The organism is Devosia geojensis (genome assembly GCF_000969415.1).
Lineage (GTDB): Bacteria > Pseudomonadota > Alphaproteobacteria > Rhizobiales > Devosiaceae > Devosia > Devosia geojensis.
This window is the reverse complement of record NZ_JZEX01000105.1, coordinates 34,996-50,167: the sequence shown is the minus strand read 5'-3', so window position 1 is coordinate 50,167 and position 15,172 is coordinate 34,996. Positions and strand designations below refer to the sequence as shown.

The window sequence follows — 15,172 nt, the reverse complement described above, 5'->3', positions numbered from 1 at the left end:
CCCCTCAAGGGGGAGGGGAGCCGGGGACATCGCGGCAAATCCTCAAGCCGCCGAGCGGTCGCCGACCTTGGCCGGCAGGGCGCTGGGGGTGAAGAAGCCGACGGGGCGGATTTCGTAGGAACCCGAGCCGGGGTTGGCTTCGGCGAGCTGGCGCACGAAGTCCTCGACTTCCTCCATCGTCTCGCAATCGACGACGTAGAAGCCGAGGAACTGCTCCTTGGTCTCGGCGAATGGGCCGTCGACGACCAGCGGGCGCTCGCCATTCTTGCGCAGTGTGCGCGCTTCGGTGGTGTTCTTGAGCCGCGCGACCGGACCAAGCTTGCCCTTGGCCTGCATTGCACCGGTCACGACCTGCAGACGCGCCATGCAGGCGTCGTCCTCCTCCTTGGTCCAGGTCGAGACGGCGTTCTCATCGTTGTAACAGAGCACGGCGTAAAGCATGGAGTCCTCCTCGGATCGAGGTTGGTGAGTATGCGCAAAAGTGTGGCGATGACCAGCCCCTCTTTCACGCTGCTGTGATCGCGTCCAGCCTTTCGCGCAGCGCCCGCACCTGCGCGGTGCTGGTGATGCCGCGGGTGGGAGTGGCGAAGCCGAAGGCAACGGCGGCGGGATTCTGCGCGATTGGCAGGGCGCAGGAGGCGTGAACTTCCGTCAAGGGCACGGCCGCCAGCAAATCGGCGACGTTGCCGGCGCGCACGCCGGAACCGGCCATGATGGAGATACGGCTGCCCGCCTTGTCATGCAGGCGTGCGAGGGCGGGTAGGCCATCCATGGCGCTTCTGGCACCGCCGGAGGTGAGAATGCGCTCGAAGCCAAGGGAGACGGCGGTTTCGAGAGCTGCGTCGATATCGGGCGCCATGTCGATAGCGCGGTGGAGCGTGGTGCCGAGGCCGTCCGCTGCGCCGACAAGGCGGGCGAGGAGGTCGCGATCGAGGGCGCCGTCCGGACGGGAGGCGCCGAGGACGACGCCGGCCAGACCTGCCGCCCGCGCCGCTTCGATGTCGGTAAGCATGATCCCGGCCTCGCGCTCATCGAAGACGAAGTCGCCGCCGCGCGGACGGATCATGACATAGACGGGGATGGGCGCGCTCGCCGCTCGCTGCATCAGGCCGAGGGAGGGGGCGAGGCCGCCAAGCTCCAGCGCCGAGCAGAGCTCGATGCGGTCGGCGCCGCCTGCGATCGCCGCATCGAGGCTTTCGGCATCGGCGACGCAGACTTCGAGGAGGATACGGGTCATGCGGCGGCTCCAGCAAAGCCGAGGAGGGCGGCGCCGATGAGGCCGGGTTCGGTGCGGCAGGTGCCGGGCACGACCAGCGGTGCCACGGCCTTGCGCAGGATCCGGGCGCGCACGGCTTCGTCGAGCGCAGCAACGAACCGGGTGGAGTTGGCAAGACCTCCACCGACTGGAATGACGTGGGCGCCGACGACGTTGGCAACGAGTGCCAAGGGGCCGGCGAGCAGGTCGACCTGCACCTCGACCGTGCGGGCAGCGGCGGGGTCGCCGGCGTCCCAGGCGGAAACGATCTCGCGGCTGGCAAGCTCGATGCCGTGCAGGTGCCTGTGCAGCCGCTCCATGCCGCGGGCGCCGCCGATCGTGTCGACGCATCCGGCAAGCCCGCAGCCGCAGGGCAGGCGCGGGATATCGACCGGCGGGTCGCCAGCGCGGGTGGCGGCGACGGGGCCGTGGCCCCACTCGCCGGCAAAACCGCCGGCGCCGGTGACGAGCCGCCCGTCGATGACGAGGCCTCCGCCGACGCCCGTGCCGAGGATGGCACCGAAGACGATGCGGTACCCGCGACCGGCGCCCATGCCGGCTTCTGCGAGCGCGAAACAGTCGGCGTCGTTGGCGATGTGCACGGGCCGGCCGAGGCGCTCGGCGAGGAGATCGGCGAGCTTGAGGCCGTCGATCGCGGGGATGTTGGCGCATTTGATGATGCGCGTATCCGGATCGACGACGCCGGTGATGGAAATAGCGACGGGGGCGTCGGCGGGTGCATCGGCGTCGGCCAGGGACACCGCGAGAGAGGCGACGAACGCATCAAGATCGCCGAGCGGCGTCGGGCGTCGGCCGAGCATTCTGAGGTCGCCGGGGCTCGTGGCGGTCGCCGTCTTGATGGCCGAGCCGCCGATGTCGAAGCAGACGATCATGGGTGTCCTCAATCGGGCACGAAGAACTTGTGGGCGGCAACGCTCGCGGCGGTCTGCGACCAGAAATCGCCGGATACGCGCGAGAAGACGAGGCGAAGCGACGCGCCCATGTCCGGCAGCACGTTGGCGGTGACGGTCTGCTGGACGAGGGTGCGGATGAGCGTGCCGACGGCGGCGCTGGTGTCGATGACGAACACGGCCTCCGGGTCGTTGACCTGCACCAGGTGGGCGATGACGCTGCCGAGCGTCGCGCCGGCCTTGTGCAGCACGTCGAGGGCAGCCGGATCGTTGCGGGCGGCGAGCATTTCGATCTCGCCGATCGTCGAGATCTTGAGGCCGGCATTGCGGGCCTGCAGCAGGATCGCGCCGGGAGCGGCCACCGTATCGAGGCATCCGCGCTTGCCGCATTTGCAGGGGCGCCCGCCTGGCTCGACGGTGGTATGGGCGATCTCGCCGGCGCCGCCATTGTGTCCGCGCCGTAGCTTCCCGTCGATGAAACTGGCGCAGCCGACGCCGTCGCCGATGGTAATGACGGCGAAGTCATCGAGCGGCCGCGCCTCGCCGAAGAGCTTTTCGCGCGTCGCGGCCGTCTTGGCGTCGTTCTCGAGATAGGCGGGCAGCCCCGTCTTGTCGCGGATGAGGCGGGCGAGTGGCACGTTGTGCCAGTCGAGGTGAGTGGAGTTGAGGCAGGTCTCGTGTGCCGCGTCGACGAGGCCGGAGACGGCAACGCCGATGCCAAGCAGGCGCTCGCGGGCGATGCCGGTATCGGCAATGAGGCTGTCGACCCCGTCAGCGATTTGCGTCGCGACCGTCTCGGGATCGCGCGAGAACGGCAGCTCCAGGCGCGCGGTGACGTGGCCGGTCAAATCCACCAGCACGAGCACCGGCTGCTCCAGGGTGATGGAGACGCCGGCGAAGTAGCCGTATTCCGGATTCATGGCGAGCAGCATCGAGGGGCGGCCCTGGCGCGGCTCGTCGGCCTCCTCGCGCGCCTCGAGCACGATTCCGGCCTCGATCAGCGTGCGGGTCAAGGCCGTGAGCGCAGGCTTGCCGACGCCGAGCGCGCGTGCAAGCCGCGTGCGGCTCAGGGGGCCGGCCGTCGCGATGAGGTGGATCATCGCCTGCTGCGACGCATTGAATCTGTGCGCCGTCGCGCGCATCTCGCGCCTCCATTGCCGATCTCGTGAACTTATCGCCCAGAATTCGATCGGCGAGTCAACTTATATCAGCGAGCCGGCGCTAGGTAGGCCTCTTAGTTCATCAAGAAAACAAATCTGGCGGCTGCTCTTCGTGTTGACACGCCTAAATGCCGTGACACTATCGGGCAAATCCTGCCCGAAAGAGGTTCCCATGCGCATCGCCGTTGCCGGGCTGCACACCGAGTGCAGCACCTACAACCCTGTCCTCATCCGCGAGCCGGAGTTCCGCGTGCTGCGAGGGGAGGCGATGGCCAAGGATGGCTATTTCGAGTTCCTGACGCATTTTCCGGCTGAGTTCGTGACGATCCTCCACGCGCGCGCCATTGCCGGCGGGCCGGTGGAGCGCGGCATCTATGAGACGTGGAAGGCCGAGATTCTCGCAGGGCTGAAGGCCGCGCTCCCGGTCGACGGCGTCTACCTCGCCATGCACGGCGCGATGTTCGTCGAAGGCATGTTCGATGCCGAGGGCGACTTCATCTCGGCAGTGCGCGAGGTCGTCGGGCCCGACGTGCCGATCTCGGCGAGCTACGATCTCCATGGCAATGTCAGCCAGAGGATCGTCGACAGCCTCGACATGTTCTCGACCTACCGCACGGCGCCGCATATCGATACGCCCGACACCATGCGTCGCGCCGTCAACATGCTGGTGCGGGCGCTGCGCACCGGGGTCAGGCCGAAACTCGTCTGGGCGCCGGTGCCGGTGCTGCTGCCGGGCGAGCGCACCAGCACGCAGGACGAGCCGGGCCGCAGCTTCTATGCGCGCATGAGCGAGATCGAGGAGCCGACCGGCATCTGGGATGCCTCGTTCCAGGTCGGCTATGTCTGGGCCGACGAGCCGCGCGCCACCGCCGCCGCCCTTGTCACCGGCACTGACCTCGCCTTGCAGGAGAAGATCGCCAGGCAATTGGCGCAGGACTACTGGGACATCCGCCGCGCGTTCGTCTTCGGCACGACCACCGGCAGCATCGAGGAATGCGTGGACACTGCCGTCGCCTCGAAGACCCATCCGGTGGTGCTCGCCGAATCCGGCGACAACCCGACCGGTGGCGGCGTTGGGGACCGGGCCGAGGTATTGGCCGCGCTGGTCGAGCGCAATGCGCAGGGTGTGGTCTTTGCCGGCATCACCGACCGCGCCGCGACGGACGCCTGCTACGCCGCCGGCGTCGGGGCCGAACTCGACCTGAAGATCGGCGCCAGCCTCGATACGTCGAGCAAGCCGGTCCACGCCCGCGCCAGGGTCAAGTTCCTGTTGCCGGTCGAGGACACCTTCTTTCGCGAGGCGGTCGTCACCGTCGGCGGCATTGATCTGGTGCTGACGGCCCGCCGCCGCCCGTTCCACAACATCGTTGATTTTACGAGGCTTGGGCTCGATCCGAAAGCGGCGCGCATCGTCGTCGTCAAGTCGGGGTACCTCTCGCCCGAGCTTGGGCCGATCGCCAATCCGAGCCTGATGGCGCTCTCGACCGGCGTCGTCGACCAGTTCGTCGAGCGCCTGGAGCGCCGGCACAAGCAGCGTCCGATTTTCCCGTTCGATGACGCATTCGAATGGTCGCCAAAGGCGATCCGGTCGGCGCTGGCGGGGTAGGGACTAAAGGCCCCCTCACCCGGCGCTACGCGCCGACCTCTCCCTTGGGGGAGAGGTCGGCCTCTATTGGGGCCGGGTAAGGGCTTTCCTTCTTCCATGAGAGAGGAAAGAGCCTCCTCAGCTCCGCCAATGCGGCTGCGGTTCCCCCAGGGTCTGCAAATCGCCCGCCGGCTCGCCGGCTATGCGCCGCATGAGGAGGCGCGTGAGTTCGATCCCCGCCGCCCGCACGTCTTCCGAGAGCGTGTCGACGGTGGGGAAGAACGTCGGTAGGATGTCCGAGGTCTGCTTGGCGATGACCTCGATGTCGCGGCCGAGCACGAGCCCTGCATCCTGCAGGCCGCCTATGAGGGCGATGGCGCCCATTTCGCTGTCGCAGATGATGCCGTCCGGCCGCTCCCTGGCGGTTGCCAGCGTGCGGCCATAGGCGCGCATCTCGGCGGTGCGCTGGTGGGGGATTTCGGCATCGATGATGCTGCCGGCGATGCCGCGCTCGGCGGTGATGGTGCGGAAGGCGTCGATCAGGTTGAAGTAGTTGTTGGTGGTGGATTCGCCGAGCACCAGGAGCTGCCGGCGCCGCCCTTTGGCGGCGAGGCGGTCGACGGCCATGGCGACGAATTTTTCCGCGTTGAAATCGTGGTAGGCGTGCGGCTCGCCGAAACGGGTGCGGCCGTGGCTGACGAAGGGGAAGCCCGCTTCCATCATCAGCTTGACCCGCCTGTCCTCGGGCGCGGTGTGGGTGATGATGACGCCGTCGGCGGTGCGGTTGCCCAGGATATAGCGGATGGTGTCGACGGAGGCGGTCGGGTTGAACTCGGGCGCGACCGTCAGGTGGTAGCGCGTGCCGCGGATGGCTTCGCCGATGCCCTGGATCATGTGGCGGGCGAAATCGATGGATTCCTCGCCGCTGTCGAGCACCAGCGTGATGACGTTGGTCTTGCCCGTGCGCAGGCGCACGCCGGCGCGGTCGGGAACGTAGCCGACCTGAGCGGCCGCTTCCGCCACCCGGCGGCGGGTCTCTTCCTTCAGCGCCGCGCCGCCCCGCAGCGAGAGCGAGACGGTCGAGAGGCTGAGGCCGGTGATTTCCGCAATGGTCTTGAGCGTGGCGCGGCGTTTTTCGCCCGGGCGTTGCTCATCGTTTTGCGTTTGGGTATCTGTAGCCATGGTCCCTCGCTCTTGCCACAATTCTACACTGGCTTGGAGCAAATCCAATTGCTGCCGCGCGTTTGGCGCGGGGCATGGCGACGACCGGCAGATTCTTTATCCACAAGCGGGCCCATGACCGACTTCGATCCCTATAGCGTACTCGGTGTCGAGCGCACCGTCGGCCACGGCGCCATCAAGGCCGCCTACCGGTTGCGCGTGCGCACCGCCCACCCCGACCGTGGGGGCGATCCCGACGAGTTCATGACCATCGTGCGGGCGTTCGACGTGCTCTCCGACCCCGACGCGCGGCGCATGTACGACGAGACGGGCGTCGTCGATCCGGAAGCGGCGGTGAAGCTCAGGAACGACGTCGCAGTGGTGCTGGCCGACATGTTCGATGCGGCCGTGCGCACCGCCGTCGACACCGGCCTGCCGCTCGACGGAGTCGATTTCATCGACATGATGACGAGCGCGGTCGGCGCCAATGCCGCGGATGCGCGCGTCCTCGCCGAGCGGCTGGAGGGCGAGATGGCCGCGCTCGGCACCCTCAAGCAGCGCATCCGCCGGCATGACGACCATACCAACATGTTCGCCGAGCGGCTCGACGAGCAGATCGCGGCCAAGACCGAGGAGCAGGCGCAGCTGCGCCGGCGCGTCCACGTGTTCGAGATCGCCATGGTCGAGCTCGGCAACTACGATTCCGAGGTCGAGCTGATATCGGCGCTCGAGACCGAAGCGACCGGCTGAGGTTTTCATGCAGTTCGTGCGTATTGGGGGCGTGGCGCTTCACTACCAGATGATCGGCGATCCCGCGGCCAAGCCCCTCATCGTCTTCGTCAACGCGCTCGGAACGGATTTCCGCATCTGGCGGGACGTCATCGTGCGGCTCGTGGGGGACTATGCCATCCTCGCTTACGACAAGCGCGGCCACGGCCTGTCCGACGTCGGCGCCACCCCCTACACGATCGAGACGCATGCCGAGGACCTGGCGGGCCTTCTCGACCATGTCGGGGCACGAGGGGCGATCGTCTGCGGCGTCTCCGTCGGCGGCATGATCGCACAGGTGCTGTCGGCCCGCCGCCCGGACCTCGTGCGCGCGCTGGTTCTCTGCGACACCGCCCACAAGTCCGGCACGCCGCAGATGTGGGCCGAGCGCACCGCCGCCGTCGAGGCGGAGGGGATCGCCTCCATCGCTGACACCATCCTCGAGCGCTGGTTCACGCCCGAGTTCCGCGAGACGGCGGAGTGCGCCGGCTACCGCAACATGCTGGTCCGCCAGCCGGCCGCCGGTTATGCGGCGACCTGCGCGGCGCTGCGCGATGCCGATCTCACCGAGATCGCCCGAACCATTTCGGTCCCCGCCATCTGCATCGTCGGCGAGGCGGACGGCTCGACACCGCCCGCGCTCGTCGCCGAGTTCGCCAGAATGGTGCCCAACGCCCGCTTCGAGCTCATCAAGCGCTGCGGGCACCTGCCCTCGATCGAGCAGCCGGAGACGCTGACGCAGATCATCCGCGCGTTCCTCGCGCTCGTGACGGACGCGGAGGCGGGCGCCGTCCGGCATTAGACTCTGTCATGTTTTGACGGAAGCACGAGCCGGAGGGCTCCCCTCAAGGGGGAGGGATGCGCAGGAACTGCTGATTCCGATAAAGTCTGACACGCCTAATCCTCGCGGAAGATATCGAACGGGGCGAAGGCCTGGGTCGTCGCCATCATCTGGATGCGGTTGATGTTGACGTGGGCGGGCATGACCGTCGCCCAGAACACGGCCTCGGCGATGTCCTCGGCGGTCATGGCCTGCGTACCCTCATAGGGCTTGGAGGCGCGGCCGGCATCGCCTTTGAAGCGCACCAGCGAGAATTCGGTCTCGGCGAGGCCCGGCTCGATGTTGGTCACGCGCACCTTCTTGCCCTGCACGTCGGCGCGCAGGTTGAGGGCCAGTTGCTTGACGAACGCCTTGCTCGCCCCATAGACGCTGGCGCCCGGATAGGAATAGTCGCCGGCCACCGACCCCATGGTGACGATATGGCCGCCGCCACGCGCGATGAGGCCGGGCAGCAGGGCGCGCACGGTGTACATCAGGCCCTTGACGTTGGTGTCGACCATCGTTTCCCAGTCTGCGATGTCGATATCGGCCGCCGGCTGCAGGCCGAGCGCCAGCCCCGCGTTGGCCAGCACCACGTTGATGGCGTCGAACGGGGCGGGGATGGCGGCGACCACGTCGCTGGTCGCCCGCCAGTCGCGCACGTCGAGCTCGACGATGTGGCAGGCATCGGCGCCGAGTTCGGCCTTGAGCGCCTCGAGCCGGTCCCGGCGCCGGCCGGCGGCGACGACTTTTGCACCCGCACCCGCATAGCGCCGGGCGGCAGCCAAACCGAAGCCGGAGGTCGCGCCGGTGATGAAGACGGTGAAGTCGCGCGGGTCGAGCGTCTGGTACATTTCGGGCTCCGAGGGTGGGATGGAAAGCGTTGTTCCCGTTAACACGGTTCGTCCGGCAACGCATTGGCGTTTCGCGACAATTCCGCCGCCCACACCCGCCGATCTGTGGCCGCCGCGCCACTACATGCGGCCTCAAGCAGCAATTTTATGCAGTTGCGGTATCCAAAGCCGCCCGCCCGCCGTAAACTCCTCGCCGAGGATATCGAAGAGGGCAGCGGCAGGTGCCGCGATCTTCATAATTAACGGAATCTTCTGGCCTTTCTGCGCCAGATGAGGGCTACCGCGTTCCGGGCGCGGCCAGTAAAACCGATGGGAACAGACAACTGACCCTCGCGCGCGTAATCTATTGCCTGGGCGTCCTGAGTATCGCGGCGCCCGTCGGCGGCGTCCGACTGGCGCCGCACGCGGCTGCGTTCGAGCTCTTCGGCATCCGCTTCTTCGAAGACCAGGCCGACCGCGACGCCGATGCGGTCATCGTCGATCCGCACACCTACAGCGCCGAGATCGTGACGGGTGCCACGGGAGCGCTCGAAGGCGCCATCCGCAACGCTTCGGCGCTGGTTGCCGACCAGGACGAGCCGGCATCGGGCGCTGCCGGGCTTCTCGCCAAGGCGCGGGGCGACTACCGGCGCATCACCGCCGCCCTTTATGGCGAAGGATACTACGGCGGCACGGTCAACATCCTCGTCAACGGGGTCGAGGCGGCCAACATCCCGCCCGATGCCAGGCTCCCCAATCCGGCCGCGATCCAGATCCATGTCAGTCCGGGGCCGGAATTCCGCTTCAATCGTCTCGTCATCGTCAACCAGGCGCCGCCGACCCTCGATCCGGGCGACGAGGTGCCGGAGCCGACCACGCTCGGCTATGCTAACGGCGCGGTCGCGCGCTCGGGCGTCGTCACGCGCGCTGAGGCCTCCGCGATCGAAGCGTGGCGCCAGCAGGGCTATGCCAAGGCCGAAGTCGCCAGCCGCGAGGTGGTGGCCGACCATGCCAACAACACCGTCGACGTGACCATCACCATCGCACCGGGCCGCCCGGCGCGCTTCGGACCGATCCGGGTGCAGGGCACCGAGCGCATGGATCCGGCGTTCGTTGCCCGCCAGACGGGATTGACCGAAGGCGAGGAGTACGATCCCGACGAGCTCGCGCTCGCCCAGAAGCGGCTCGACCGGCTGGAAGTGTTTCGCGCCGCCCGGCTCGAGGCGGCGCGCGAGATCGGCGCCGACGGGCTGCTGCCCTATACGCTGATCGTCCAGGAGCAGCCGGGGCGCCGGTTCGGCGTCGGCGCGAGTTTTTCGACCGTCGACGGGCTCGGCGTCGAAGCCTACCACCTCTGGCGCAACCTCTTCGGCCAGGCCGAGCGGCTGCGGCTCGACGCGCGGGTGGCGGGCATCGGCTTTCCGGTCGAGACCGAGGAGTTCGACTATTTCTTCGGCGGCACCTTCACCAAGCCGGGCATGTTCACGCCCGACACCGACCTCGTCGCCACCGTCTCGGCCGAGCGCACGGTGCTCGATACCTACACCGAGACCTCGGCCGGCGGTCGCGTGGGGCTGACGCATATCTTTTCCGACCACATCACCGCCGAGGCGGGGGCGCTGGTCGAGGTATCGCGGTTCGACGACGATTTCGGCACGCGCGATTTCACCATCGCCGGCGCCTATGGCGGCATCACCTTCGACAACCGCGACAATCCGCTCGATGCCACCGAAGGCTTCTACGCCTCGGCGCAGATCGAGCCGTTCTACGAATTCAACTACGGCAATCCGGCCGCCCGCGCGATCATCGAGGGGCGCACCTATTTCGGCTTCGGCGACAATGACCGCGTCGTGCTCGCCGGCCGTATCCGCGCCGGAGCCCTGCTTGGTCCAGACCTCGAGGAGATTCCACCCGACAGGCTCTTCTTTGCCGGCGGCGGCGGTTCGGTGCGCGGCTATGCATTCAAGTCCATCGGCGTCGACGGGCCGGGCGATATCGTCACCGGCGGCAGGTACCTGCTCGAAGGCTCGATCGAGGCGCGCGTCAAGGTCACCGGCGACATCGGCGTCGTCGGCTTCCTCGACGGCGGGTATGTGGCCGCCGATACGTTCCCCGGCATCGAGGACCTGCGTCTCGGCGCCGGCATCGGCCTGCGCTATGCGACCGGCCTCGGGCCCATCCGCGCCGATCTCGCCATTCCGCTCAACAAGCGTGATGGCGATCCGGACTACGCGCTCTACATCGGCATAGGGCAGGCCTTCTGATGCTCGCGCGCCTCAAATCGCTGCCGCATCGCCTGCTGGCCTTCGCGCTCGCGGGGCTGGCCTTGCTCGTCGCCGTCCCCCTCGCCATCACCGTCGCGCAGGATGGCGAAGCGTATCAGGAGATGACGGACAACGAGCAGAAGGACTGGCTGACCCAGTTCGTCCAGGATCGCCTCTCGACCCCGGAGCGGCAGATCAGCCTCTCCAACATCGACGGCATCCTCGGCTCCGATGTCTCGGTGCGGCTCATCACCATCTCCGATTCCGAGGGCGTGTGGCTGCGCATCAACAATGCGCGCCTCAACTGGAACCAGGCGGCGCTGTTCACCGGCCGGCTGGAGGTGCGCTCGCTGACGGCCGACTCCATCGAATATACCCGCAACGCCGTGCCGAGCCGCGACGCGCCGCCGGACCTGCCCGCGCCCGAGGCGGGCGGCCTGCAGATACCGGAGTTTCCCGTCGCCATCATCATCCAGGAACTCTCGGTGCCGCGCGTCACGTTCGGCGAGGGGGTCTTCGGGCTCGGCTCCGAAATCTCGCTTGCCGGGGCATTCACCCTCGAAGGGGGGAACCTCGATACCACGCTCGACATCGAGCGCCTCGATGGTCCCGGCGGAACGCTCGATCTCGATGTGGCCTATACGCGCGCCGACCAGAACGTCGATATCGACGTTTCCCTGACCGAGCCGCCCAACGGGATCCTCGCCAACCTCCTCAACATGGAGGGGCGCCCGGCGGTGGAGCTGACGCTCGCCGGCAGCGGCCCCGTCTCCGACCTCGTGACCGAACTGACCTTCGTCGCGAATGGACGCACGGCGCTTTCGGGTGCGGCGACCATCACGCAGGCGCAGGAAGGGTTCGTCATCGGCGCCAACCTTACCGGCGCGCTGGCCGACCTTATGGCCGAGCCTTATCGCCCGTTCTTCGGCGAGCAAACGCGGCTCACCGCCGATGCGCTGCTGCGCACCGAAGGCGGCCTCAGCATCTCCAACCTGCAGCTCTCGGGCGGGCAGGTTTCGCTCTCCGGCAACCTCGAGACGACGCCGGACAATTTCCTGCGGCGCATGACGCTCGATGCCTCCGTTGGCGGCCTTGCCGGCGAGCGCGTGATCCTGCCGGTGCCGGGCGCCGATACCAGCATCGATGCGGCGCGGGTGACGGTCGACTACGGCGCCGACAATTCGGAGAACTGGACGGCGGGCCTCATCGTCGACGGTCTTTCGACCGGCAATGGTTTTTCCGCCGAGACGGCGACGCTCAACCTCTCGGGCGTTGCCGCCAATCTCGACCATCCGGCCAGCCGCCGCGTGACCCTCAATGGCGACGGCGCCATCGCCGGCATTTCGGCCACCGAAGAGGTCGAGGCCGCGCTCGGCGATTCCATCGGGCTCGGCGTAGCGGGCCTGTGGGAAGCGGGCCAGCCGATCCAGGTCGCGGAACTGCGCATCGCGGGTCAAGCGCTCTCCATGGCGCTTACGGGCACGCTCGACGATTTCGTCTTCAACGGCGACATCGGGCTCGAAACCGCCAATATCGCGCCGTTCTCGGACCTCGCCGATCGCGAGCTCTCCGGCGCGCTGAATCTGACGGCGAACGGCTCCGTCAGTCCGCTGATCGGCGGCTTCGACCTGATGCTCGACGGCACCGGCACGGGGCTTTCCATCGGCGACGAGATCGCCGACCGGCTGCTTGAGGGTGAGGTCGCGCTCTCCGGGCGCGTGGCGCGCACCGAGACGGGGCTTGCCGCTGAGGGCTTCCGGCTGGGCAACGACCAGCTGCTGCTCACCGCCGACGGCACGATCGCGACGGGCACCGCCGATTTCCGCTTCGATCTCGCGCTCGCCGACCTCGCGCTCCTCTCGCCCGATGCGTCGGGGCAGATGAGCGTTACCGGCACCGCACGCGGCACCGAGGGCACCATAGCGCTCGATCTCAATGCCTCCGTGCCGCAGGGTGAACTCGTCGGCCGCCCGCTGCGCGATGCCCGGTTCGGCTTCGAGGGCACGCTGGTCGAGGCGGCAATCGCCGGCGATATCTCGGGCGCCGCCATGCTCGACGGTCACGCGGTCAACCTTGCCTCGAATGTCGCCGTCAACGCCGAAGGCACGCGGCTGACCGACATCGCGTTCGAAACGGCAGGCACGCGTATCGGCGGCGATCTCGCGCGCACGCCCGACGGGCTTCTTTCCGGAGCACTCTCGGTCGATGCCACCGACATTTCCAATGCCGCCGCGCTGGCGCTGATGCAGGCGAGCGGCGCGGTTGACGCCGACGTGCAGCTTTCCGTCGTCGATGAGACGCAGGCCGCCGAGATCGCCGGCACCATCCGTGATCTCTCGGTCGAGGACATCCGCATCGCATCGGCCGATATCTCGGCCACGGCGAGCGATCTCTTCGGTGTGCCAGCCGTCAATGGACGGATCACCGGCAGCGGGATTTCCGCGGCCGGCGTCGACGTGCGCCAGCTCACCGCCACGGCAAGCCAGAGCGGTGAGACGACGCGCTTTACCGCGCAGGCCAACCTTGCGACGGGGACCGACGTCGACGTTGCCGGCTCGCTGGCGCCAGAGGGTACGGGCTACCGCCTCGCGCTCGAGCGCGCCAACCTCGTGCAGGGTCAGCTTTCGGCGCGCCTCGCCAATCCGACAGTCCTTGTCGTCGACGGTTCGTCGGTTAGGCTCGATGCGGTGCGCTTCAATGTCGGCTCGGGCAGCATCATCGCCTCCGGCACGGCGGGCGAGGCGCTTGCCATGGACGTTGCGATCAATGCGTTGCCGCTCTCGATCGCCAATGCGGTCGCGTCCGATCTCGGCCTTGCCGGCACGCTCAACGGGCGCGCGCAGATCACCGGCTCGGGCAGCGATCCGCGCGTCAGCTTCACTGCCGAGGGCACCGGGCTCAATGCTGCCGCCATCGGCGATATCGGCATCGCGCCGCTGACGGCTTCGGTCAACGGGAGCTTCGCGCGCAACACAGTCACGCTCGCGGCGCTGCGCGCCAACGGCGCGGGTGGCTTGCAGGTCTCGGGTTCCGGCACCGTGCCGCTCGCGGGGCAGGGCCTTTCCCTTGCCCTCACCGGTTCGGCGCCGCTCTCGCTCGCCAACCGGTATCTCGCGGATCGCGGCGGGCAGGCCTCGGGCGTCGCCAATCTCGATGCGCGCGTGTCGGGCAGCCTTTCCAACCCGCAGTTCAGCGGCACGGTCACCACCAGCGGCGCCGAATATGTCGATCCGGAAGCCAATCTGCGCCTCGTCGGCATCAACGCCCGGATCAGCCTCGACGGCACGCAGGCGCGGATCGAAAGCCTCTCGGCCAACCTTGCGACCGGCGGCAGCATCTCGGGCTCCGGCACGATCGGGCTTTCCGGGCAGTTCCCGGCCAATCTGTCGCTGGCGCTGAATTCTGCCCGCTATGCGGACGGGCACCTCTTCGTCGCCACCGCCTCGGGGGACCTCACCGTCACCGGCAACCTCATCGGCAATCCGCTGATCTCCGGGCGCGTGCTCATCGAGGAAGCCAACATCACCGTGCCCGAAAACTTCGGGGGCGGCGCGGCGCTGATCGATGTGGAGCACATTCATACGCCCCGGGCGGTCGAAGCGACGCTTGAGAGGGCGCGGATCGACGAGCGCGGCGCGCCGACGCCGCGCACCCGCTCGCCCGGCGTGTTGCTCGACATCACCGTCGATGCGCCCAACCAGATCTTCATCCGCGGGCGCGGGCTCGACGCGGAAGTCGGCGGCTCGGTGCGCCTGACCGGGCCGGTCGACGACATCCAGCCCGTCGGCAGCTTCGAGATGACGCGCGGGCGCCTCGCGATCCTCGGCCAGCGCATCACCTTCGAGACGGGATCGGTCACGCTGCTGGGCAATCTCGATCCGACGCTCAACTTCGTTGCCCGCACCGAGGGCGACGGCATCACCGTGTTCGTCACCATTTCCGGGCGCATTTCCGAGCTCGACATCAGCTTCACCTCCAATCCCGCCCTGCCGCAGGACGAGGTGCTGGCGCGCCTGATCTTCAACCGGTCGGTGGGCGAGCTGACGCCATTGCAGGTGGCGCGCCTCGCGGCGGCCGCCGCCGAGCTTGCCGGGGGCGGCGAGGGTGGCGGGCTTCTCGGATCGCTGCGCGAAGGGGCGGGCCTCGCCGACCTCGATATCGTCACCGACGAGGAAGGCAATGTCGGGCTCGCGGCCGGCACCTACATCCAGGACAACGTCTATCTCGGCGTGCAGACGGGCACCGGCGGGCAGAGCCGCGTCACCATCAACCTCGATGTGACCGACGACCTCAAGATCACCGGCGCCGCCGGCGCGGACGGAGATTCGAGCCTCGGCGTGTTCTACGAGCGGGATTATTAGGGTTCGTGCCACGAGGGCGTGGCACGAATCTCACCCCGCCCCCCGCTGTCATCC

The 15,172-nt window shown here is 68.0% G+C and carries 12 protein-coding genes; 5 read left to right on the top strand and 7 right to left on the bottom strand.

Annotation, left to right across the window (positions count from 1 at the left end; translation table 11 throughout):
* Positions 1-42: 42 nt before the first annotated feature.
* The 4 genes from VE25_RS10310 to VE25_RS10295 form a co-directional block, all read right to left on the bottom strand.
* Entirely contained in the window at positions 43-441 is a 399-nt protein-coding gene (locus VE25_RS10310; protein ID WP_046108537.1) for a YciI family protein, read from the bottom strand.
* 64 nt (positions 442-505) lie between these two features.
* A complete protein-coding gene (locus VE25_RS10305; protein ID WP_046108536.1) occupies positions 506-1,237 on the bottom strand; it encodes a copper homeostasis protein CutC in 732 nt (243 codons plus the stop codon).
* The gene (locus VE25_RS10300) at positions 1,234-2,148 is read right to left on the bottom strand and encodes an ROK family protein (protein WP_046108535.1); all 915 of its coding nucleotides are present in this window, start codon (positions 2,146-2,148) and stop codon (positions 1,234-1,236) included. Before VE25_RS10300 ends, VE25_RS10305 begins: the two co-directional genes overlap by 4 nt.
* 8 nt (positions 2,149-2,156) lie before the next feature.
* Entirely contained in the window at positions 2,157-3,308 is a 1,152-nt protein-coding gene (locus VE25_RS10295) for an ROK family transcriptional regulator (protein WP_046108534.1), read from the bottom strand.
* Positions 3,309-3,498: 190 nt separating this feature from the next.
* On the opposite strand from VE25_RS10295, the gene VE25_RS10290 reads away from it, so the two are divergent.
* On the top strand, positions 3,499-4,932 hold the full coding sequence (locus tag VE25_RS10290; protein ID WP_046108533.1) for a M81 family metallopeptidase: 1,434 nt from the start codon (positions 3,499-3,501) through the stop codon (positions 4,930-4,932).
* Between the two features lie 117 nt (positions 4,933-5,049).
* On the opposite strand, the gene VE25_RS10285 is transcribed toward VE25_RS10290, so the two are convergent.
* Positions 5,050-6,093, bottom strand: a complete 1,044-nt coding sequence (locus VE25_RS10285; RefSeq protein ID WP_046108532.1) for a LacI family transcriptional regulator — start codon at positions 6,091-6,093, stop codon at positions 5,050-5,052.
* Positions 6,094-6,207: 114 nt separating this feature from the next.
* On the opposite strand from VE25_RS10285, the gene VE25_RS21820 reads away from it, so the two are divergent.
* Both VE25_RS21820 and pcaD read left to right on the top strand, forming a co-directional pair.
* Positions 6,208-6,822, top strand: coding sequence for a DnaJ domain-containing protein (locus VE25_RS21820; protein ID WP_052731874.1), 615 nt, complete (start codon positions 6,208-6,210; stop codon positions 6,820-6,822).
* A 7-nt stretch (positions 6,823-6,829) separates the two neighbouring features.
* Positions 6,830-7,642 (top strand): 3-oxoadipate enol-lactonase, encoded by an 813-nt coding sequence (pcaD, locus tag VE25_RS10275; protein ID WP_046108531.1) that lies wholly within the window; start codon positions 6,830-6,832, stop codon positions 7,640-7,642.
* A 95-nt stretch (positions 7,643-7,737) separates the two neighbouring features.
* Here the strand turns inward: pcaD and VE25_RS10270 are convergent, their stop codons facing one another.
* On the bottom strand, positions 7,738-8,514 hold the full coding sequence (locus VE25_RS10270) for an SDR family NAD(P)-dependent oxidoreductase (protein ID WP_046108530.1): 777 nt from the start codon (positions 8,512-8,514) through the stop codon (positions 7,738-7,740).
* A 239-nt stretch (positions 8,515-8,753) separates the two neighbouring features.
* Positions 8,754-9,002: a hypothetical protein gene (locus tag VE25_RS23345; RefSeq protein WP_244466904.1), complete on the bottom strand. Its 249-nt coding sequence runs from the start codon at positions 9,000-9,002 to the stop codon at positions 8,754-8,756.
* Here VE25_RS23345 and VE25_RS10265 point away from each other — a divergent pair.
* Together VE25_RS10265 and VE25_RS10260 are read left to right on the top strand one after the other, a co-directional pair.
* Positions 8,907-10,757, top strand: coding sequence for an autotransporter assembly complex protein TamA (locus VE25_RS10265; RefSeq protein WP_439328904.1), 1,851 nt, complete (start codon positions 8,907-8,909; stop codon positions 10,755-10,757). The genes VE25_RS23345 and VE25_RS10265 overlap by 96 nt on opposite strands.
* Positions 10,757-15,118, top strand: a complete 4,362-nt coding sequence (locus VE25_RS10260; RefSeq protein ID WP_052731873.1) for a translocation/assembly module TamB domain-containing protein — start codon at positions 10,757-10,759, stop codon at positions 15,116-15,118. The genes VE25_RS10265 and VE25_RS10260 overlap by 1 nt, the downstream gene beginning before the upstream one ends.
* The last annotated feature ends 54 nt before the right edge of the window (positions 15,119-15,172 follow it).